Origin of the sequence: Leucobacter komagatae, assembly GCF_000834055.1 — a bacterium.
Lineage (GTDB): Bacteria > Actinomycetota > Actinomycetes > Actinomycetales > Microbacteriaceae > Leucobacter > Leucobacter komagatae_A.
Genome location: NZ_JXSQ01000012.1, coordinates 22,372 through 43,258 on the forward strand (window position 1 = coordinate 22,372; position 20,887 = coordinate 43,258).

Consider the following 20,887-nt stretch of genomic DNA (forward strand, 5'->3'; position numbering starts at 1 on the left):
AGCGGGGCGGGGCGTGCGCCCCACCCCCGCTCACGGCGGTAGTGCCTGCCCTACTTCACGCTCTCGAGGAAGTTGCGGGTGCGCTGCCGCTGCGGGTTGTCGAGCACCTCGCCTGGCGGGCCAACCTCGACGACGACGCCGCCGTCCATGAACGCGACCTGGTCGGCGACGCCGCGCGCGAAGCCGATCTCGTGGGTGACAACGATCATCGTCATGCCGTCGTTTGCGAGCTCGCGCATGACGTCGAGCACGTCACCGACGAGCTCCGGGTCGAGCGCACTGGTCGGCTCGTCAAACAGCATGAGCTTCGGGTCCATGGCGAGCGCACGCGCGATCGCCACGCGCTGCTGCTGGCCGCCAGACAGCTGTGCTGGGTAGTGATTTGCGAAGTCGGCGAGCCCGACCCGGTCGAGCAGCTCAAGCGCGCGCGCCCGTGAGGCGCCGCGTGCCCGCTTTGCGACGCCGACCGGCGCCTCGACGATGTTTTCGAGGGCCGTGAGATGCGGAAACAGGTTGAACTTCTGGAATACCATTCCGATGTTCGCGCGCTGCTTCGCGATCTGCCGCGGCGTCATCTCATGGATGCGGTTCCCGGCCTGGCGGTACCCAATGAGGTCGCCATCCACGATGATGCGCCCACCATCGATGGTCTCAAGGTGATTGACGCAGCGCAGCAGCGTCGACTTTCCCGAGCCTGACGGACCGAGCAGCACTGTCACCGTGCCTGCGGGGACTGCGAGCGAAATGTCGCGGAGCACCTGGTGCGCGCCGAAACTCTTGCGCACGCGGCGGATCTGCACGAGTGCGTCGCCTGCGGGGACGAGGTCCTGCGGCGCTGAAGCCTGTGTTGCGGTCATTCTCCGACCACCTCCGTGATCATTGTCGGGGGAGCGGGCGCTGGCCCAGGCTTGCGCTTGTTGAGTGCGCCGCGCAGTCGCTGGAACGGGGTTGGCGGCAGGTTCCTGCTGCTGCCGCGCCCGAAGCGCCGCTCGAGGTAGTACTGGGGGATCGACAGCAGGCTCGTCATGAAGAGGTACCAGACGCTCACCACGATGAGCAGTTCAACCTGCTTGAGGTTCGACGACGAGATGATCGAGGCCTGCGTGTACAGCTCGAGCACCGCGATCACCGAAAGCAGCGACGTGTTCTTCAGCATCGAGATGAGCTCGTTGCCCATCGGCGGGATGATCACACGCATCGCCTGCGGCAACAGCACCCGCCTGAACGTGTACAGCGGCGACATGCCGAGCGAGTACGCGGCCTCCCGCTGCCCCTCATCGACGGACACCATGCCGGCGCGCACGATCTCCGACGAGTATGCGGCCTGGTTCAGGGTGAGTGCGAGGAGACCAGCAACGAGCGGGGTGACGAGCGTGTTCGTGTCGATCGACCAGAACTCGACCCCTGTGAAGGGAATCCCGACGCGCACGCGATCGAAGAGCAACCCGAGGTAGCCCCAGAGCACGATCTGCACGAGCAGTGGGGTGCCACGGAACGCCCACACGTAGAACCAGGCGACGCTCGAGAGTACGGGGTTCGACGAGAGTCGCATCGCCGCGATTACGACGGAGAGGATGGTCGACACGACCATCGATACGACGGTGATGAGGATCGTGAGCCACACACCGCTGATGATGCGCGCATCGAAGATGAACGAGCCGACAGTGCCGAAGTCGAGGTTCGGGTTCGTCGCGATCGTGGCGACGAACCAGGCGACGATGGCGAGCACAATGACGGCGCTGATCCAACGCCACGGCCGACGAAGCGGGACGGCTTCGACGTCGTCGTCAGTGGTGGCCTGCGGGAGCTGCGCGCCCGGAGCGAGGGTGGGGGTCGCCATCAGGCGTCCTTCCCCTGGTTGATCTCGGCGGCCTCGACGGCGTAGGCGCCGATGTGGTTGCGGTCGAGCACCTCCTGGTAGGTGCCCTCCTCAATGAGCGCCTGGAGCGCCGCGCGTACCGCCTCGACGAGTTCGGTGTTTTCTTTGAGGATGCCGATTCCCGAGTACACCGGGTTGAAGCCGGCCGGGTTCTCCGGATCGCGGACGATCTCGAACGCCTTGCCGTCATCGGTCGTCGCGACGACGTACTCGGCGACGACAGCGTCGGCGACGTACGCCTGGCTCTTGCCCGCGCGCAGCGCGGTCTGCGCGTCGAGGTCGCTCGGCAGTTCCATGACGGTGACGTCGCAGTCCATCGCGCGCAGCAGATCGCCCTGGATCGTCGCTTTCTGCACGGAGACCGTCTTGCCACACAGGTCGTCCTGCGTGGTGATGCCGACCTCGTTGCCCGACTTGACGGCGATGGCGAAGCCGCCGCGCGAGTAGTCGACGAACGACAGCGTCTGCTGGCGCTCGGTCGTGTCGTTCATGCCGCTCATGATCATGTCGCTCTTGCCGGCTTGCAGCGCGGGAATCACGGAGTCGAATGCCTGCTTGTTGAGGGAAACATCGATGCCGAGCTTCTGCCCGAGGAGTCGCCCGAGCTCGGGATCAAATCCGACCTCCCTGTTGTGCTCGTCGTACATCGCCATTGGTGGGAATGGGATGTCGATCGCGATGCCGATCTTCCCGTTCTTCACAATGTCTTCTGGGAGCAGCGCGGTGAGTGCTGGGTCAGCCGTTGTGCTGATCTCGTCACCGGTGGGGATGTTCGGGCCAGCAGCTGGCTGCTCGGCAGAATCGCCGCCAGAGCAGCCGGTGAGCACGAGGGCGAGCGCCGCCGTGGCGGCGAGGAGGAGGGGAGTCTTCTTCATGGGAACCTTCTTCATTGGAGGGGAGTGTGCCTGGATGGTTGACTTGCGGTGCCTCGCTAGGCGCCGAGCGCGGGAGCGTGCGTTGCGAGCAGATCGTCGTAGGTCTCGCGGCGGGCGACGAGCCTGGCTTCGCCGTCTCGGGCGAACACGATCGCGGGTTTCAGGGCGCCGTTGTAGTTGTTCGACATTGTGTAGGCGTAGGCGCCGGTCACCGGCATGACGATGAGGTCGCCGACGCGCGGCGCGGGCATCGGGGCGCCGTCGACGAGGAGGTCGCCCGACTCGCACTGGCGGCCGACAACCTGCGCACTGTCGGTCCATGGCTCGTCGAGCCGGTTCGCGAGCACGGCCTCGTAGCGCTGCTGGGTGAGGGCGATGTCCATCTGGTCGGCGAGGCCGCCGTCGACCGCGACGAACACCTCGCCGGTGCGCTTCACCGACACGACGCGGTAGATGGTCACGCCGGCGCGGGCGACAACCGAGCGGCCGGGCTCGATCATGATCTTGGCTTCGGCTGGAAGGTGCGCCTTCGCCGCAGCGACGACTGCGTCGAGGTACGACTCAACGCTCGGCGCCTCCTCGCCGTAGGTGTACTTGACACCGAGTCCGCCGCCGACATCGTAGGTGGCGAAGGTGCCCGTCGATGAGATGTTCTCGACGGACTGCGCGAACTGGGCCGTATTGAGGATCTGCGATCCGATGTGGATGTGGACGCCCTCGAAGTCGATGAGCGGCATCGCGCGCATGCGCTCGATTGCGCGCTTCGCCTGATCCATCGGGAGCCCGAACTTCGACTTCGCGCCGCCCGTCGCCTGCGACGCGTGCGTTTCGGCCTCGACGCCGGGGATGACGCGGAGCAGCACTTTCTGCGGTGACGTGAGGAGCCGCTCAAGGCGATCGATCTCGTCATCGTTGTCGACGATAATCGTGCCGACCCCCGCGTCGAGGGCGAGCTGCAGCTCGGCATCGGTCTTCGCGTTGCCGTGGAAATGCAGCTTCTTCGGGTCCACTCCCGCAGCGAGCGCGAGCCGGATTTCGCCGCCGCCGGCGACGTCGACCGACAGCCCCTCCTCCTGCGCAACGCGGTACATGCCGACCGCTGGGAGCGATTTCGAGGCGTAGAGCACCTCCGAGTTGGGCCAGCGCTCTGCGAGCCCGTCAATGAATCGGCGGATCTGCCTGCGCAGCCCGACCTCGTCCATCACGTGCAGGGGGGTCCCAAAGCGTTCGACAAGGTCGCTGACCGCGACGCCGCCGATGGCGAGCTCGCCGCCGGTCGCACCCTCAACCCGGCTCGACTCCTCAGGGAGGATGCCCCACAGTTCACTGAGCTTCGTTCCAGCAGCAGCAGGCTGTGCGGGGATGGGATGGTTCGACAATAGGTCCTCCAGTTCGCGTCGTTGCGAAGCCAGCCTAGGACGATACCTAGGCCCATTTATTGTGGAAATCGGATAGATTTGCGGAATGCAGGCAGCAGTATCCACAAACTCGCCACCGCGATCGCTGCGGCTCGGCGAGCTCATCGAGCACCTCGGCCCGCGCACCGTGACCGCTCTCGGCGCGCTCGACGCGAATGCCCCGGTACTCGGAACCGAGTTTTATGACGCGATGGACGAGCCGCAAGACGAGGCAGGGGTGCTGCTCATCATCCCCTCGGGGGCGAGCCTTGACGTCGCCGCTGTCGCCGCGCTCGCCGCACAGGCCGCGGAGCTGCGATACGCCGCGCTCGCACTGAAATGCCCCGACGACAGCGCAGACACCTTCGCCGCGATCGCGGAAACCAGCGGGATCCCGATCCTCCGCGTCGCACCGCGAGTGGGGTGGCGGCTATTCGAGGCGCTCGTCGGTGGCCTGCTTGGGGAGCAGCGCAGCAGCGAGAGCGCACGGCCCGAGCACGGCGCCGAGCCGCTCTTTGCTCTCGCGAACGAGCTCGCGAGCCACTTTGGCGGCTCGGTCGCGATCGAGGATCTCGGGCGGAGGATCGTCGCGTATTCCTCGGTTCCCGGCCAAGCCATTGATTCCCTGCGCACCCGAGGCATCCTCGCGAGACAGGTCCCGGAGTCGCCGTTCAATGACGACCAGTATCGCTCGGTGATCCGCTCGGAGTCGCCGATCAAGTATCCGCAGCTTGACGACGAGCTGCCACGCATCGCCTGCGCGATTCGGGCGGGCGCGCTACCTCTCGGCACGATCTGGGCGATCGACGCGACGGGGGAGGGGCAGCTCACGGCCGCGCAGACCGAACACATCCAGCGGGCGGCGGGCATCGCGGCGGCGCACATGCTCGACGACATTCGGGTGAGCGACGCCGGGCAGGCGCCACGCGAGGAGCTGCTGCGCACGATGCTCTCCGGCAGCGCAGTCGCCGGGTCCGAACTCGTGGAACTCGGCATACCGGAGGAGCGCGGGGCGACGCTGCTCGCGTTCGACCCTGGCCCCAACGAGCATCCGACGACGCTCGCGCAGTTGCGCACCACCGTGCAGCGACAGCTTTCACTGCACCGCCCAGAAGCAACGACTGTCGCGCGGCGCGGCAGGGTATATGCGCTCATCGCCCACCAGGAGGCCGCGGCGCTTGCGCGCATTGTCGACCCGTTGCTCCCGATCCTCGACAGGCTCGTCGGCACCGACAGCGGAGCCGGCATCGTGATTGCGATGCCGGGGCGCACGCTCAGGGTCGGCGGCGTCGCAGAACTGCGGGAGCGCGCCGATTGGCTGTTCGACACCGCGGCGCGCACCGCTGGGGCGGGGCGGATCCTCTCCGTCGCGGGGCTGCGCCCCGAACTGCTGCTCTCGCGCGTCAGGGAACTCCTCGAGCGTGACACCGCCCTCGCAGACCCGCGGGTGAGCGAGCTGCAGGCTGAACAGCCGGGAATTGCCGACGCGGTGCTCCACTGGTGCGAGGCTTTTGGGAACGTTGCGCGCGCAGCGGAAGCGGCTGGCGTGCACGAGAACACGATCCGCTATCGCTTGCGTCGGGCGGAGGAGCGCTACGAACTCGCGCTCGGCGACCCGGTTACGCTGCTCGCGATCTGGCTGCAACTCCGAGCTGAACGCGCAGGCGGCGAGTCATAGGATGACGGATGTGAACGCACAACTGTTGCCCGGTCAGCTCGCCGAACTCGTCACGTTGTTTGAACGAGGGCGGGTCGCCGTGCTCACCGGCGCTGGGATGAGCACCGACTCGGGCATTCCCGACTACCGCGGAGCCGGGACGCCGCCGCGAACACCGATGAACATCGCGCAGTTCACTGACGATCCCCACTACCGCCAACGCTTCTGGGCCGGTGCCCGCATCGGCGAGAACCGCATGAGCGTTGTCGAACCGAACGCGGGGCACCGTGCGCTCGCCCGACTCGAAGCGGCAGGCCACATCGACGGCGTCATCACGCAAAACGTCGATGGGTTGCACGCTCGCGGCGGGGCGCGCAACGTCGTCGAGCTCCACGGCGGTGGCGGGATCATGCGGTGCATCCAGTGCGGCGAACGGTGGACCCGCACGGAGGTGCTCGGCTGGTTCGACACCCTCAACCCCGGGTACGCCGAACGTAACGCCGACGCAGAGATCGCCCCAGACGGCGACGCCCTCGTCTCGGAAGTGGAGTCCGTGCGCGTTCCGCTGTGCCCCGGTTGCGGTGGCACGCTCAGGCCTGACGTCGTCTACTTCGGCGAGACCGTACCGCTGCCGGTGTTCGCTGCGGCAGCCGACATCGTCGAACGCTCGTCGGCGCTACTCGTCGCCGGCTCCTCGCTCGCCGTCAATACCGGGATGCGGCTGGTGCACAAGACCGAACGGCAGGGCAACCCGCTCGCCGTCATCAACCGCGGGCCGACCGCGGTGGACAGCCGGCCGTCGCTTGCCGTGCGGATCGACGCGGGCACGAGCGAGACGCTCACGGCGCTCGCCGACGCGCTCGGGGCGTAGCCGCCGAGCTGAGGGGCCGAGCCCGCGATAGCGGACACGGCCCCTCAGCTCAATCTGCGCGGGAAGCTACTCGATAACTACCACGAGGTCGCCCGCTTCGACGCCGCGGGTGCCAGCGAACGCGAGGCGCTTGACGACACCGGCGACGGGAGACGTGATCGCGGCCTCCATCTTCATGGCCTCGATGGTGCCGATGGCCTGGCCCGCAGCGATCGAGTCGCCCTCAGCGACCTTCACGGTGACGGTGCCGGAGAACGGCGCTGCGATCTGGCCGGCCGCGGTGCGGTCGGCTTTTTCTGCGGTTGCCGCGGTGACCGTGATGCGCTCATCCTTCACGAAGACGGGCCGGAGCTGGCCGTTGACGCGCACCATGACCGTGCGCACGCCCTTCTCGTCTGCCGCGCCGATCGCCTCGAGCCCGACGTAGAGCCGCACGCCACGACTGAGGTCGATCGCGTGCTCTGCGGTGGGGTCGAGCCCGTACAGGTAGTCGCCGGTGTCGACAACGGAGAGGTCCCCGAAGCGCTCGCGCGCATCCTCGAACTGCGCGGTCGGCGCCGGGAAGAGGAGACGGTTGAGCGTGGATCGGCGTGAGACGCTATCGCCGTCGAGCTTCGCCTCGTCCTCGGGTGCAACGGGTGCAACCTCGATGGAGACATCACGCCCCTCGAGCACCTTCGAACGGAACGGCTCGGGCCAACCGCCCGGGATCTCGCCCAGCTCGCCCGCGAGGAAGCCGACGACCGAATCTGGCACGTCGTACTTCTCCGGGTTCGCCTCGAAGTCGGCGGGGTCTGCGTCAACCGCCGCGAGGTGGAGGGCGAGGTCGCCGACGACCTTCGACGAGGGGGTCACCTTCGGGATGCGGCCAAGGATCCGGTTGGCTGCGGCGTACATGTCTTCGATCTTCTCGAAGTTCTCAGACAGGCCGAGAGCAATCGCCTGCTGCCGCAGGTTCGACAGTTGGCCGCCTGGGATCTCGTGCGTGTACACACGGCCCGTCGGCGCGGTGAGCCCAGACTCGAACGGCTTGTACAGGGTGCGCACGGCGTCCCAGTATGGCTCGAGCGCGTAGACCGAATCGGGGTCGATCCCCGTGTCGCGCTCGGTGTGCGCGAGCGACGCGACGAGGCCCGAGAGCGACGGCTGGCTCGTCGTGCCAGACATCGGGGCAGAAGCGGCGTCGACCGCGTCGACGCCGGCAGCAGATGCCGCGAGCAGCGTAGCGAGCTGACCGCCAGGGGTGTCGTGGGTGTGCAGGTGCACCGGCAGGTCGAAGCGCTCGCGGAGCGCGGTGACAAGCTTCGCTGCCGCTGCCGGGCGGAGGAGCCCCGCCATGTCCTTGATCGCGAGCACGTGCGCGCCCGCCTCGACGATGCTCTCGGCGAGCGAGAGGTAGTAGTCGAGGGTGAACTTGTCCTCGGCTGGCGACAGCAGATCCCCGGTGTAGCAGAAGGCGACCTCTGCGACGGCGGTACCGGTCTCGCGTACTGCGTCGATCGCGACGCGCATCTGGTTCACGTCGTTAAGCGCGTCGAAGATGCGGAAGATGTCGACGCCGGTCTCCGCCGCCTCGCGCACGAAGGCCTGCGCGACCTTCGGCGGGTACGGGGTGTAGCCGACGGTGTTCTGGCCGCGGAGCAGCATCTGGATCGGCACGTTCGGCAGCGCCTCACGCATCGTCGCGAGTCGCTCCCACGGATCCTCCCCGAGGAAGCGGAGCGCGACGTCGTACGTCGCGCCGCCCCACGCCTCAACCGAGAACAGCTGCGGTGTCATGCGCGCGACGTACGGGGCGACGGCGACGAGGTCGCGGGTGCGCACGCGGGTCGCGAGCAGTGACTGGTGAGCGTCACGGAACGTGGTGTCGGTGACGGCGAGGGCGGTCTGCTCACGCAGCGCCTTCGCGAAGCCCGTTGGTCCGAGTTCGAGGAGCTGCTGGCGGCCGGCAGCCGGCGCCGGCTCGCTGAGGTCGAGCGCCGGCAGCTTCACGGCAGGCTCAATGGTCTGCGGGCGGGCGCCGTTCGGCTGGTTCACGGTGACGTTGGCGAGGTGCTGCAACAGGCGGGTCGCGCGGTCCTGCGGCTTGTTCAGCGTGAGCAGCTCTGGGCGCTCCTCGATGAACGCGGTCGACACGTCGCCTGCCTGGAAGTCGGCATCGTCGAGCACGGCCTGCAGGAACGGGATGTTGGTCGCGACGCCGCGGATGCGGAACTCGGCGAGTGCGCGGCGTGCGCGCACGACGGCGTCATCGAAGGTGCGGCCGCGGCAGGTGAGCTTCGCGAGCATCGAGTCGAAGTGCGGGCTGATGTATGCGCCGGGGTTGATCGTGCCGCCGTCGAGGCGCACGCCACTGCCACCGGGCGAGCGGTAGGCGGAGATGCGGCCAAGGTCGGGGCGGAAGTCGTTTGCCGGATCCTCGGTGGTGATGCGGCACTGGAGGGCTGCGCCGTGGATCTGGATCTTGTCCTGCGTGAGCCCCAACTGCTCGAGCGTCTCGCCCGCGGCGATCCGCATCTGCGACTGCACGAGATCAACGTCGGTAATTTCCTCGGTGACGGTGTGTTCGACCTGGATGCGCGGGTTCATCTCGATGAACACGTGTTCACCCGCGCGCTCGCCCTCCGTGTCGAGGAGGAACTCGACGGTGCCAGCGTTTGCGTAGCCGATGGATTTCGCGAATGCGATGGCGTCGCTTGTGAGCGCGTCGCGCTGCTGCTGCGTGAGGTTCGGGGCCGGCGCGATCTCGACGACCTTCTGGTGCCTGCGCTGCACCGAGCAGTCGCGCTCGAAGAGGTGCACGGCCTCACCGGTGCCGTCAGCGAGGATCTGCACCTCGATGTGGCGCGGGCGAAGTACGGCCTGCTCGATGAACATCGTTGCGTCGCCGAACGCGCTTTCGGCCTCGCGCATCGCGGCCTCGAGTGCCTCGCGGAGATCCGCCGCCCGCTCGACGCGGCGCATACCGCGCCCGCCACCGCCGGCGACCGCCTTCGCGAAGACGGGGTAGCCGATTTCTTCTGCGCCAGCGACGAGTGCGTCGACGTCGGTCGACGGGGGAGTGGATCGCAGCACGGGAACGCCGGCGGCGATCGCGTGCTCCTTCGCGGCCACCTTGTTGCCAGCCATCTCGAGCGCCAAGCGACCAGGGCCAATGAACGTGATGCCGACGGCCTCAGCTGCTGCCGCGAGCTCGGGGTTTTCCGAGAGGAAACCGTACCCCGGGTAGATCGCGTCTGCCCCGCACTCTTGCGCGACGCGCACGATTTCGGCGATGTCGAGGTACGCGCGGACCGGGCCGCCCTCGGTGCCGATGAGGTAGGCCTCGTCCGCCTTCAGCCGGTGTAGGGAGTTGCGATCCTCGTACGGGTACACCGCAACGGTCTTTGCCCCAAGCTCATTCGCAGCGCGAAACGCGCGAATCGCGATTTCTCCACGGTTTGCAACCAGAATCTTTTCGAACATCGTCTTTGAGTTCCTCCCTTGGGCGGTGGGTTGCCCGGTCAGGTGCGAGCCTTGTAGGCGCGCACCTGGTCAGTGTTGTGTGTAGAAAATCCGCTCACTCACCACGCGAAATTCGGGTCATCTCGTCACGCGAGACAACCTTGATGCGCGTGCGCCCGGCGACCTCGCCAAGCGACAGCTCGTGTTCGTCGAGGCGGTGCCAGCCGTCAAGGTTTGTGTACGGCACCCCTCGTTCAGAGAGTAGCTCAGGAATGGTGCCTGCGTCACCTTGCTCGGGCTGCCACCAAGTTTCTGAGTCTGCCATGAGCTGCTCAAGAGTCTCCATAGCGTCTGACTTCGTATGGCCAATGAGGCCGACCGGGCCGCGCTTGATCCACCCGGTCGCGTACACGCCGGGGACCTGACTGCCCTCGAGGTCGAGCACGCGGCCGCGATCATTCGGGATCACGCCGCGCGATTCGTCAAACGGGATCTCGTCGAGTGGCGAACCGAAGTAGCCGATCGCCCGGTAGAGCGACTGCATCGGGATGACCTCGAACTCGCCGGTGTCGACAACGCCGCCCTCGCCGTCTGGTGCGGTGCGCTCGACCTTCAGGCCGACCACATTCCCGTCCTCGACAACAACCTCGACCGGCTTCGACCAGAAGTGCAGGTGCAGGCGGCGCGACGACGGCTCCACCTCGCCAGCCTCGCGGGCGCGCTGCTCGTCACGCCACTTGTCCATGATGCGGGTCATCACCGTGACCTGCTTGTTCTTCGCGAGCACCTCGTCTGCATACGGGTCAGCGTGCGCAAAGTCGCGCTCGTCGATCACCATGTCGACGTCGCGCACCTCGCCGAGCTCGCGGAGCTCGAGCGGCGTGAACTTCACGTACTTCGGGCCGCGGCGGCCGAAGAGGTGCAGCTCCTCGATCGGGTTCGCCTTGAGCCCCTCGTACACGTTCTCGGGGATCTCAGTGACGAGGAGATCGTCAGCGTGCTTGATGAGCATGCGTGAGACGTCGAGCGCGACGTTGCCGTTGCCGATGACGCCGACCGAAGCCGCCTCGAGCGGCCAGGTGCGCGGCACATCGGGGTGCCCGTCAAACCAGCTCACGAAGTCGGCGGCGCCGTACGAGCCCTCAGCGTCGATGCCAGGCACGCCGAGCATCGCGTCGCGGATAGCACCCGTCGAGAAGATCACCGCGTTGTAGTGCAGCTTGAGGTCGTCGAGCGTGAGGTCCTGGCCGTAGCGGACGTTGCCGAAGAACCGGATCTGACCGCTGTCGAGCACGTCGCGCAGGGCGTTAATGATGCCCTTGATGCGCGGGTGGTCGGGCGAAACTCCGTAGCGCACGAGCCCGTAGGGAGCTGGCAGCTGCTCGAACAGGTCGATCTCGACCTCGAAGTCACGCTCCGCTTTCAGCAGCAAATCTGCAGCGTAAATACCGGCTGGTCCGGCCCCCACAATTGCCAGGCGCATTTTGCTCATTCCCCGGAACTACCCTTCCCTCGAAACAATAGACTCCGCCATGCGCTCAAGCGCACGCTTGACCGGCGACTTCGGCAGCACGTTCAGCGCTGCAACAGCCTCGTCGGCCCAACGCTGGGCGGTGGCTTCGGTCTCGCGCGTCACCTCGTGGGCATACAGCGCTGCGACCTCAGGATCCATGACCGCAAGGTCGGCACCCTCGGCGATGGCCAGTACACCCGCGTCGATGCGGGTGAGGAGCGCCTGCGCCTCGGTATCGCCGTTTGCGGCTCGGTTTCGAAGGAGGAGCAGAGGGAGCGTGGCGACGCCAGCGCGCAGGTCAGTGCCCGCCCGCTTACCCGTCTGCTCCTTCTTTGGGGATAGATCGATGACATCGTCGATGAGTTGGAACGCGACGCCGATGCGCTCGCCGTACTCGGTGACGGCGTTCGCGTGCTCGGCGGTTCCGGCGCCAAACATGACGCCCATGCGGGCCGCGGTCGAGATGAGGGCACCCGTCTTGTCGGCGAGCACCTGGATGTAGTGTTCGATGTGGTCATCGCCAGGCTGCGGGCCAACGGTCTCGTGGAGCTGGCCGAGGCACAGCCGCTCGAATGTCTGCGCCTGGAGCAGGATCGCATCCTCGCCCATCCCCGAAACGAGGGAGGAGGCTCGCGCGAAGAGCAAGTCACCGGCGAGGATAGCTACCGAGTTCGACCACACGATCTGCGACGCGGGAACGCCGCGCCGCAGCGTCGCCTCATCCATCACATCGTCGTGGTACAGCGAGGCGAGGTGGGTCATCTCAACGGCGACCGCAGCGCGGCGAACGAGTTCGCTCGGACCATCTCCGAGCTGGCTCGTGAGCACCGTAAGCATGGGGCGGATCCGCTTGCCTCCGGCCTCCGCGAGGTAGCGCGCAGGGGCGTCAGCGACTGCCGAAGCGAAGCCGAGATTTTCCAGCAGCGTCGCCTCTATAAGGTCAAGTTCGCGCTGCAGTTCCTTCGCCTGCCGCCGATCCTCCGCGCTGCGGAAGAGCCGCATCGGGAGGGCCTGGGTGGTGGTGTCAGCCGTCGTCTGGCGGATCACTCGTGGCCTCGCTCGCTCGTGTCGGACTTCGGGGTGCCCTGCGACGCTGCTGACTGCGTGTCAGCAGGCTTCGCGGCCGCTGGTTTCTTCGCTGCAGGCTTTGTGTCTGCAGCGGCCTTTGCCGCCGGCTTCTTGGGGGCAGCAGCGGTTTTCGACGCAGCCGTTTTCTTGGCCGCTGGCTTCTTGGCCGCTGGTTTCGCCGCCGCTGGCTTCTTAGCCGCTGGCTTCTTGTCAGCTGCGGCCTTCGCTGCGGGCTTCTTGGCGGTCGACGTCTTTGCGGCTGAGGTCTTTGCGGCCGGCTTCTTCGCCGCCGGCTTCTTGGCCGCTGGCTTCGTCGCTGCCGGTTCCTTCGCGTCTGCCTTCGCGTCTGCTGGCTTGTCCGCCGGAGCCGCCTGCTTCGAGCCGGCTGGCTTCTCGGCGGTCGCCGACTTCTTCGCTGCTGGCTGCTTGTCCGCTGCTGGCTGCTTGTCCGTAGCGGGCTTCGCGCCCTTCGCGCCCTTCGCGTCCTGTGCGCCTTCTGCGTCGCGCGGCGTCGCCGTGCGCGGCACGAAGCCGCGGTGCAGTGCGACAATGCCGAGCGAGAGGTTTCGGTATGCGACGCGCTCGAGGCCAGCCTCACGCAGCCAGCCAGCGAGCTCCTCCTGGCCGGGCCAGGTCTCGATCGACTCGTTGAGGTAGTTGTAGGCCTCTGCTGCGTCACGGTTGATGACGCCCGCGACGCGCGGCAACACGTGCCTGTTGTACTGCGTGTACGCCCAGTTCACTGGGCCGGACGCAGGTCGCGAGAACTCGGCGATGACGACTCGGCCACCAGGCTTCACGACGCGCGCCATTTCAGCGAGCGCGACCTTCGGCTCCGAAACGTTGCGGAGCCCGTATGAGATCGTCGCCGCGTCGAAGCTGTCGTCTTCGAACGGCAGCTGGGTCGCGTCTGCCCAGACGAAGTCGATGAGGTCGTTGCCAGCGTTGCGGCGGCGGCCCTCAGCGAGCATCCCCTCCGAGAAGTCAGCGGCCGTCACATGCGCGCCGTGCGCTGCAAGCGCGGCGGAGGATGTTCCGGTGCCCGCTGCAAGATCGAGCACGCGCATCCCCTTGCGGGGGGCGACGGCTTTGGTGGTTGCGATGCGCCAGAGGCGCGAATTCCCGACCGAGAGCACGTCGTTGAGGAGATCGTATTTTGGGGATACCTCATCGAACATGGCAGAAACATCCGTCGCATGCTTGGTCGTGGTGTCTGGTCGAGTCACCGTTCCATCGTAGCCGGTTGTGCCTCTGTGAGTGCTTGCAGAACCTGACGAGTAGATTGGCATGGTGATGACCGACGTTACCGTGAGCCCAGCGGGAGACGCGCCGACGCTATCAGCGGTGACTAAACCGCTTGGCGAGCTGCCGAATCTCCTCACCTTTGCTGACCCAACAGCCCCGCTGTTTTGGAACCGTGGCGACCGTGGATGCGTCGGTGTTGGCGAAGTGCTTCGGCTGGTGTTCACCGGCCCAGACCGGTTCGTTGAGGCGTCACGGGTGTGGCGCGAGATTGCCGCTGCCGCGGTCGTTGACGACCCGGTCGGCATGCCAGGCTCGGGGCTCGTCGCCTTTGGCACGTTCGCGTTTGCTGATGAGAGCGCCTCCGAGAGTGTGCTCATTGTTCCGCGGCTCCTGATCCACCGCCACCGAAACATGGCGTGGGTGACGGAGGTGACCCTCCGTGGCGAGGCGGCCGCCTTAGTTGACGGGGTGGATCCCGCCTCGGTGCTGCCGGCTGCGCGCCCGCTCGACGCAGCGGCATGGTCGGGTGTCGAACTGCGCGAGCCGGAGGTCGTCGCCTACCGATCGCCCGCGCCAGGCGCAGGCCAACCCAAGTGGGGTGCCTCGATTGGCGGCAGCGACGTGGACGCGTATCTCGCCGGAGTGCGCAACGCGACCGCGCGGGTTGTTGCTGGCGACCTTGAGAAGGTCGTGTTGTCACGTCAGATCGGTGGCCAGCTCGAGCCGGGTGCCGACGTGCGCATCCCGCTTGAGCGCCTGAGCGATCGTTACCTCGACTGTTGGACGTTTGCCGTCGATGGCCTCATCGGCGCAAGCCCCGAAACGCTCGTCCGCTCCACGAGCGGCGCGGTCTCAGCCCGCGTGCTCGCTGGAACCCGCGGGCGGCGCGCTGAGGATGCGGCGCGTGACCGCGCGGCGCGGGACGAGCTGTTGCGCTCAGCGAAGGAGCAGCACGAGCACGATTTTGCCGTGCAGAGCGTGGTCACTGCCCTCGCCCCCCACGTCACTGAGCTGCGCACAAGCGATGCTCCGTTCGCCCTGCAGCTGCCGAACGTGTGGCACCTGGCGACCGATCTTGGCGCGGCGCTCGGCGCCGAGTCAACGGCACTCGAACTCGTTGACGCGCTGCACCCGACGGCAGCGGTTGCCGGCACACCCACCGCGGACGCTGTCGCGCTGATCGCCGAGCTCGAGCCGTTCGACCGCGGTCGCTACTCCGGGGCCGTCGGGTGGATCGATGCTGCTGGCGACGGTGAATGGGTGATCGCGCTCCGCTGCGCGCAGATCGGCGAGGTCGATGCTGATGGCGCGCGCGCGATTGTTGCGACAGCCGGTGGCGGGATCGTCGAAGGATCAAACCCGCAGCATGAGCTCGGCGAGACCGTCTCAAAGTTCCGCCCGATCACCGAGGCATTCGCCAGCTAGCACGCGCCTGGCCTGGCCAGGCCTGGCCAGGCACGGGCCGGTTTGGTCGGCTGCGCCGGGAGGGCTGTGCTGCTCCGCCCCGCCGGTTAGGGCCAGCGGAGCTCGGCGGTAGCTGCGAGCCGAGCCTGCTCCGCTGCGACGTCAAACTCGGCCGCGGGCCACTGGGGGTCGATGCGCTGCAGCTCGGTGATGACGATCCGCTGCACCGCGACCCGCGCGTACCATTTCGCATTGGCTGGCACGACGTGCCACGGTGCGTTGGCGGTGTGCGTGCGCTCGATGGCCAGCTGGAACGCGGACATGTACTCGGGCCAGAGTTCGCGCTCGTCGACGTCGCCGGGATTGTATTTCCAGTGTTTCGACGGTGTTGCGAGCCTGTCGGCGAGGCGGGCCGCCTGTTCCTCGGGTGAAACGTGGAGCATGATCTTGACGATCCGCACGCCATCTTCCGTGATCCGACGCTCGAAGTCAGTGATCGCGTCGTAGCGCCGCTCGATCTCCTCCGGCGGCGCGAAGGCGCGCACTCGTTGGATGAGGACGTCCTCGTAGTGAGAACGGTCGAAGAGGCCGATCACGCCGGGGCCTGGAACGCGCGGTTCGATGCGCCAGAGGAAGTCGTGGCTGCGTTCTTCCTCGCTCGGCGATTTGAATGCGGTGAGCTGGAGCCCGTGCGGCTCGAGCTGCGCGAAGACGTGGTTGACGATGCCACCCTTGCCCGCGGCGTCCATCGCCTGCAACACGACAAGGACGCGCTCCGGTGCCCCGGCCCGGCTCTGCGCGTAGAGCCGCTCCTGCAGCTCGCGCAGCTCCTGAGCGGCGTCGGCGAGCTCGGCCTGGCCGGCCTTCTTGTTTGCGCGTGTGCCTGGGGTTGCTGCGGGGTCGACCGCGGTGAGGTCGAAGTCGTCGTGCACGCGGAGCAACTCCGCTACGTCGCCGTCCCAGAATTGATTCGCCATACCGCCCCCATCAGTGGTTCACGCCCGACTGCTCGTTGGGCAGTCGATGCCGTACAGCAACTGTAGAGCTTTGTGGCCCATGCGAACACCCCGGGAGCCGCGGCCTCGCGCCCCGGCCAGCCACCGGCGAATGCCGACACCCGGCTGGAAGGCGCTCAGGCGAGCGGCACCTCGACAAGTGTCGGCCCCGTTACCGGCGCCGTGAACAGCCGCTCGAGCTCGCCACGGGTCTCCACGAGGTGGTACTCCCAGCCGTAGGCGGCGGCAAGCGCCGCAAGATCGGCCTTGCGGGGCGTGCGCATGACGCGCTCAAACGCCTCTGGCGGCGTTGTTTCCGCGACCTCGAGGTTGTCGAAGATTGTCCCGCCGCCATCGTTGCCGACGACGAGCTGGATGCGCGGCCGCAGCTCAGGCTCCTCAGGGAGCAGCAGCGATCCGGCGTCGTGCAGCAATGCGAGGTCGCCGATGACGACCCGCGTTGTGCCCGCGGCGCGGGCGGGGTCAGGGTCGACCTGGCTCGCAACGGCAACGCCGAGTGCGGTCGCGATGGTGCCGTCGATGCCGGCGAGCCCGCGGTTCGCATGCACGGTGAGCTTGCGGGCGGGGGCGAGGCCGTCGAGCACGCGCACGAGCCTGGAGGCCGCAAGTACGAGCCGGTCGTGTGGCCACGTCGCCCGCCACACGGTCTCGACCAGCATGTCGCGCGTCACGGGTTCCCGCTTCACGGCGACCTCGGCGCGCGCGTATGCGTTGCGCTCCTTGTAACCGGTCTCGCGTGCCGCATCGAGGTCGGGCTCGTGCACGGTGCTGCGCTCACGCTGCAGCTCGCGGTCGGCAGCGACCCAGACGCCGAGCCAGCGGCGGTGCACACGTGGGTCGTGGCCTTCGGCAACGACGGCCGACGGCACGACGCGTGCACCCGCTGCGGGGGCGTAATGGTCGCCGGAGTGCGGATCCACAACGACAACCTCAACGTCATCGCGCCCGAGCAGCGCCGGCACCTGGCGGGTGAGCGTCGGGTGACCGAACACGATTGCGCGCTCCGTGAGGCCGCCGATATCCGGCGCATCGATGAGCGATGCGTAGGCGGTGATCGCCTCGCGGCCGAACCGGGAGCCGCTCACAACCTCGGCGAGGAGCGGCAGCCCCGCGTCGCGTGCGAAGGCCTCGGCCTCGTCGCCAGCTCCCGATCCCGCAACGACCACAGTGAGGGCGTCGTCGCTGTGGATATAGCCGCCGTCCCCACCGGGATCCGGCAGGTACGTTTCGAAGCTCTGCCCGTCAGAGCGGGACGCCGACCCTGGCGCGAGCGCGGCATTGCGGGCGGCGTTCGCCCGCGCTTCGGCGCCCTCTTCGCCTGCGGCCGCGAAGCCCTCGGCGATCATGCGCTCGAAGCCGGCCGTGCCGGAGAGCGGCTCAACAAACTGCAGGTTGAGCTGCACCGGCCCCGCAGGCATGTCTCCGGGGAAGCCAAGGGCGGCGGCGAAAGCACGTGCCGCGAGGCGGCCAGGATCCTGCGCGGGATCGCGGCCGATGTCGCCATCGGCCGCGAAGGTTGGCGGGGCGACGTCGAGCGAGAGCCGAGCGGCGCTGCCAAACATGTCGAACTGCGTGGTCGTCTGGTTGCTGCGGGTGCCGCGCAGCGCCGCCGGGCGATCAGCGGTCAGCGCGATGAACGGCACGCGCCCCTCGTGCGCCTCGAACGCCGCAGGGGCGAGATTCGCGACCGCGGTCCCGCTCGTCACGATGACGGGCGCCGGCATCCCGGTTTCGCGGGCGAGGCCAAGCGCAAAGAACGCAGCGGATCGCTCGTCGACGCGCACGTGGAGGCGGATCGCGCCGGCCTCTTCGGCTGCGGCGGCCGCGAGCGCGAGGGCCTGCGATCTTGATCCTGGGCACACCACGATGTCTGAAACGCCGCGGCGAATGAGCCCAGCGAGGAGCTCAACGGCGAAGACTGATGCGGGGGCTGGCCCGCGCGTCATCTCGCTTCGTCCTGATCCTGATCCTGATCGTGGTCCTCGCTCGGCTGAGCCTTCGGAGGCTCCTCGCCGGGGAACGTTTCATCGTCGAGTTCTTTGAGGCGAGCTTCGAGGTCGCGGAGCGAGTCACGCTCTGCGTCGCTGAGTTGGCGCCCCGTGAACCTTGGGTCGTCGTCCGGCGCGAGTCGCTGGGCTGAGCCAGGCCCCGTGGACGGGCTGCCCTTGCCGATCATGAGCCAGAGCAGGGCTCCAATGACCGGGAGGAGGACGATGATGACGATCCACACCGGCTTGCTGACGCCGCGAGCGCGCGAGTGGTCGGTCATCGCGGCGTCGACCAGCGAATACAGCGTGAACGCCACCGCGATGACGGCGCCGATAATGATGAACCTGACCATGCCTTCATGCTACCCGGCGAGACTCCGGGAGTGGGGTGGGAGTGCTCAGTCTACGTAGGTAGACTCACCGCTGTGAGTGAACATCGCAAAGCCTGGACCACGTACATTGTGCTGCGCCTGCTGTTTTTTGTCGTGCCCTTCGCTGGGCTGTATGCCCTCGGCCTTGCGCTCGGCTTCACTATGAAGATGTCGGGTGTCATTGCCGCCATCCTTGCTGCCCTCATCGGCGTTTCGCTGTCGATCCTGCTGCTCTCGAAGCCACGCGAAGAGGCGTCAGAGAGCGTGTACGCGTGGCGCAACCGTGACCGCACGGCGGACGACGTCGAAGAGGACGCAGCGATTGACGGCGAGCAGAGCGCGCAGTAACCCGGCGGGCGTGGCGGGCCGCTGTTCGGCGGCCGCTGTGAGGCGGCGTTAGCCAGCCAAGTCCTCTGGCGTGCGGTCTGCCTGTGGTGGCTGCCCGCTGAGGCGCTGCTCGCGTGCGGCACGCTCACGCGCTTGCTGCTCACGAATGAAGTCGCGTGCGGTGAACAGGTGCGAACGCTGCCCGTAATCGTCGGCTAGGAGCCCGCTGATGAGCGACCCTGGATCGATGTCGAGCGCAGTTGCAATGCGCACGAGCGTCTCGGCCGATGGGCTCTGTGTTCCGCGCTCGATCTTGCCGACACTGGTGAGACTGACCTCGCTGAGGTCACTGAGATCGTCCATGGATATCCCCTGCGCCCTTCGTGCGCTGCGAACACGGTCTCCGATAACACGGGCTGCTGATGAGTGAAAACGGGGCATCGTTCTAGGGTCTCGGGTTGGGGTGGGAAGCGCCAGATTGCAGAGCGGGAGGCCGCGGAACACCAGGTAGCAAACCGCCTGATTGCCGACCGTGGCTCACCCGCGGGAATTCGCGGCGGCGATGCTCCGGGAGCTCACGGGAGCGGCAGAATACACTTGAGTTTGTTCGCCACCCCCTATGTGTTTAAGGACGACTGCACACCGTGACATCACACCCCGACAGCGCCCCCATCCGCATCCTCATCGGTTGCGACACATTTGCCCCTGACGTGAACGGCGCCGCCCGCTTCGCGGAGCGGCTTGCCGCCGGACTCGTTCGGCGCGGGCACGAGGTTCACGTTGCCGCGCCCTCGAAGAAGCACCGCCTCGGCGGGGCGTTTCTCGAGACCATCGAGGGTGAGCAGATGACGGTGTACAGGCTCCCGAGCTGGCGGTGGTACCCGCACGACTGGCTGCGGTTCGTGCTGCCCTGGCGCGCGAGGCACTACGCGCGCAAGGTGCTCGACCAGGTGCGGCCAGACGTGATCCACATCCAGTCGCACATCGTGATCGGGCGTGCGCTCGCACACGAGGGCGCAAAGCGCGGGATCCGCGTCGTTGCAACGAACCACGTGATGCCAGAAAACGTGTTCGACTTCACGCTGTTGCCCGAGCGGGCAAAGCGTCTGTTCGTGCGGTGGGGTTGGCGGGACGCCGACCGCGTGCTCCGCCGAGCAGCTGCGATCACGACCCCGACCCGCAGGGCGGCCGACTTCCTCGAGCGCAACACGTATCGGCGGGGGGTGCTGCCGGTGAGCTGTGGGTTGCGTGCGAGCGACTACACCGCGGTTGTTGGGCCACGCGAGCAGCACAAGCTCGTCTTCGTCGGTCGGGTAACGCTCGAGAAGGAAATCGACGTGATTATCCGCGCGCTCCTGCGCCTCGATCCAGCGCTCAACGCGAGCTTCACGATCGTCGGTGACGGTGATCAGCGCAAGAACCTCGAGAAGCTTGTTGCCGAGCTCGGGCTGACCGACCGCGTCCACTTCACCGGGCGCGTGAGCGACGAGGCCCTCCGCGGCTATCTGACGGACGCGTCGGTGTTCGTCATCGCCTCGATCGCTGAGCTCCAGTCCATCGCGACGATGGAGGCCATGGCCTCAGGGCTGCCGATCGTCGCGGCTGATGCGATGGCGCTGCCGCACCTCGTGCAGCACGGCGAGAACGGCTACCTGTTCCAGCCCGGGAACGACCGCGAGCTTGCCGAGGCCGTCACGCACGTGCTGACCGCGCAGCCGGAGGAGTACGAGCGGATGCAGCACGCCTCGCTCGAAGCCGTGCAGTCTCACGACATTGACCGCACCCTTGACACCTTTGAGTCCCTGTACCGGGGCACGCCAGTGGCGTAGGCG

Annotated in this window: 17 protein-coding genes; 5 read left to right on the plus strand and 12 right to left on the minus strand. The window is 67.3% G+C overall.

Annotated features, from left to right (window positions below):
* Window positions 1-50: 50 nt before the first annotated feature.
* From SD72_RS09710 to lysA, 4 genes are read right to left on the minus strand one after another with little or no spacing between them, the layout of a single operon-like run.
* Complete coding sequence (locus SD72_RS09710) at window positions 51-857, minus strand: amino acid ABC transporter ATP-binding protein (RefSeq protein ID WP_042544262.1); 807 nt, start codon at window positions 855-857, stop codon at window positions 51-53.
* Window positions 854-1,840, minus strand: a complete 987-nt coding sequence (locus tag SD72_RS09715) for an amino acid ABC transporter permease (RefSeq protein WP_042544263.1) — start codon at window positions 1,838-1,840, stop codon at window positions 854-856. The genes SD72_RS09710 and SD72_RS09715 overlap by 4 nt, the downstream gene beginning before the upstream one ends.
* Window positions 1,840-2,754, minus strand: a complete 915-nt coding sequence (locus SD72_RS09720; protein ID WP_042544264.1) for an ABC transporter substrate-binding protein — start codon at window positions 2,752-2,754, stop codon at window positions 1,840-1,842. The genes SD72_RS09715 and SD72_RS09720 overlap by 1 nt, the downstream gene beginning before the upstream one ends.
* A gap of 56 nt (window positions 2,755-2,810) precedes the next feature.
* A complete protein-coding gene (gene lysA, locus SD72_RS09725) occupies window positions 2,811-4,133 on the minus strand; it encodes a diaminopimelate decarboxylase (RefSeq protein ID WP_052492590.1) in 1,323 nt (440 codons plus the stop codon).
* Window positions 4,134-4,218: 85 nt separating this feature from the next.
* Between lysA and SD72_RS09730 the strand changes: the two genes are divergently transcribed.
* Together SD72_RS09730 and SD72_RS09735 are read left to right on the plus strand one after the other, a co-directional pair.
* A complete protein-coding gene (locus SD72_RS09730; RefSeq protein ID WP_042544265.1) occupies window positions 4,219-5,829 on the plus strand; it encodes a PucR family transcriptional regulator in 1,611 nt (536 codons plus the stop codon).
* A 10-nt stretch (window positions 5,830-5,839) separates the two neighbouring features.
* Complete coding sequence (locus SD72_RS09735) at window positions 5,840-6,679, plus strand: Sir2 family NAD-dependent protein deacetylase (protein ID WP_232299716.1); 840 nt, start codon at window positions 5,840-5,842, stop codon at window positions 6,677-6,679.
* Between the two features lie 66 nt (window positions 6,680-6,745).
* On the opposite strand, the gene SD72_RS09740 is transcribed toward SD72_RS09735, so the two are convergent.
* The 4 genes from SD72_RS09740 to SD72_RS09755 form a co-directional block, all read right to left on the minus strand.
* Window positions 6,746-10,144 carry a pyruvate carboxylase gene (locus SD72_RS09740; RefSeq protein ID WP_042544267.1) on the minus strand — a complete coding sequence of 1,133 codons (3,399 nt, stop codon included), beginning with the start codon at window positions 10,142-10,144 and terminating at the stop codon, window positions 6,746-6,748.
* Between the two features lie 94 nt (window positions 10,145-10,238).
* A complete protein-coding gene (locus SD72_RS09745) occupies window positions 10,239-11,615 on the minus strand; it encodes an FAD-dependent oxidoreductase (protein ID WP_042544268.1) in 1,377 nt (458 codons plus the stop codon).
* Between the two features lie 9 nt (window positions 11,616-11,624).
* Complete coding sequence (locus tag SD72_RS09750; protein WP_042544328.1) at window positions 11,625-12,638, minus strand: polyprenyl synthetase family protein; 1,014 nt, start codon at window positions 12,636-12,638, stop codon at window positions 11,625-11,627.
* A 41-nt stretch (window positions 12,639-12,679) separates the two neighbouring features.
* Window positions 12,680-13,930: a class I SAM-dependent methyltransferase gene (locus SD72_RS09755; RefSeq protein ID WP_052492591.1), complete on the minus strand. Its 1,251-nt coding sequence runs from the start codon at window positions 13,928-13,930 to the stop codon at window positions 12,680-12,682.
* Between the two features lie 67 nt (window positions 13,931-13,997).
* On the opposite strand from SD72_RS09755, the gene SD72_RS09760 reads away from it, so the two are divergent.
* Window positions 13,998-15,374: an isochorismate synthase gene (locus SD72_RS09760; RefSeq protein WP_042544329.1), complete on the plus strand. Its 1,377-nt coding sequence runs from the start codon at window positions 13,998-14,000 to the stop codon at window positions 15,372-15,374.
* Window positions 15,375-15,460: 86 nt separating this feature from the next.
* Here the strand turns inward: SD72_RS09760 and SD72_RS09765 are convergent, their stop codons facing one another.
* The 3 genes from SD72_RS09765 to SD72_RS09775 all read right to left on the minus strand — a co-directional run bounded on the left by SD72_RS09765 (window position 15,461) and on the right by SD72_RS09775 (window position 18,710).
* Window positions 15,461-16,330 (minus strand): PPK2 family polyphosphate kinase, encoded by an 870-nt coding sequence (locus tag SD72_RS09765; RefSeq protein ID WP_042544270.1) that lies wholly within the window; start codon window positions 16,328-16,330, stop codon window positions 15,461-15,463.
* A 155-nt stretch (window positions 16,331-16,485) separates the two neighbouring features.
* Window positions 16,486-18,315 carry a 2-succinyl-5-enolpyruvyl-6-hydroxy-3-cyclohexene-1-carboxylic-acid synthase gene (gene menD / locus SD72_RS09770; protein ID WP_042544271.1) on the minus strand — a complete coding sequence of 610 codons (1,830 nt, stop codon included), beginning with the start codon at window positions 18,313-18,315 and terminating at the stop codon, window positions 16,486-16,488.
* Window positions 18,312-18,710 (minus strand): PLD nuclease N-terminal domain-containing protein, encoded by a 399-nt coding sequence (locus tag SD72_RS09775; protein WP_042544272.1) that lies wholly within the window; start codon window positions 18,708-18,710, stop codon window positions 18,312-18,314. Before SD72_RS09775 ends, menD begins: the two co-directional genes overlap by 4 nt.
* Window positions 18,711-18,782: 72 nt before the next feature.
* Between SD72_RS09775 and SD72_RS09780 the strand changes: the two genes are divergently transcribed.
* Window positions 18,783-19,076 (plus strand): DUF4229 domain-containing protein, encoded by a 294-nt coding sequence (locus SD72_RS09780; protein WP_042544273.1) that lies wholly within the window; start codon window positions 18,783-18,785, stop codon window positions 19,074-19,076.
* A 48-nt stretch (window positions 19,077-19,124) separates the two neighbouring features.
* Here SD72_RS09780 and SD72_RS09785 read toward each other — a convergent pair whose 3' ends face one another.
* Window positions 19,125-19,496, minus strand: coding sequence for a helix-turn-helix domain-containing protein (locus tag SD72_RS09785; protein WP_042544274.1), 372 nt, complete (start codon window positions 19,494-19,496; stop codon window positions 19,125-19,127).
* A 203-nt stretch (window positions 19,497-19,699) separates the two neighbouring features.
* Here SD72_RS09785 and SD72_RS09790 point away from each other — a divergent pair, with 203 nt between their 5' ends.
* On the plus strand, window positions 19,700-20,884 hold the full coding sequence (locus SD72_RS09790; protein ID WP_052492592.1) for a glycosyltransferase: 1,185 nt from the start codon (window positions 19,700-19,702) through the stop codon (window positions 20,882-20,884).
* Window positions 20,885-20,887 lie beyond the last annotated feature (3 nt).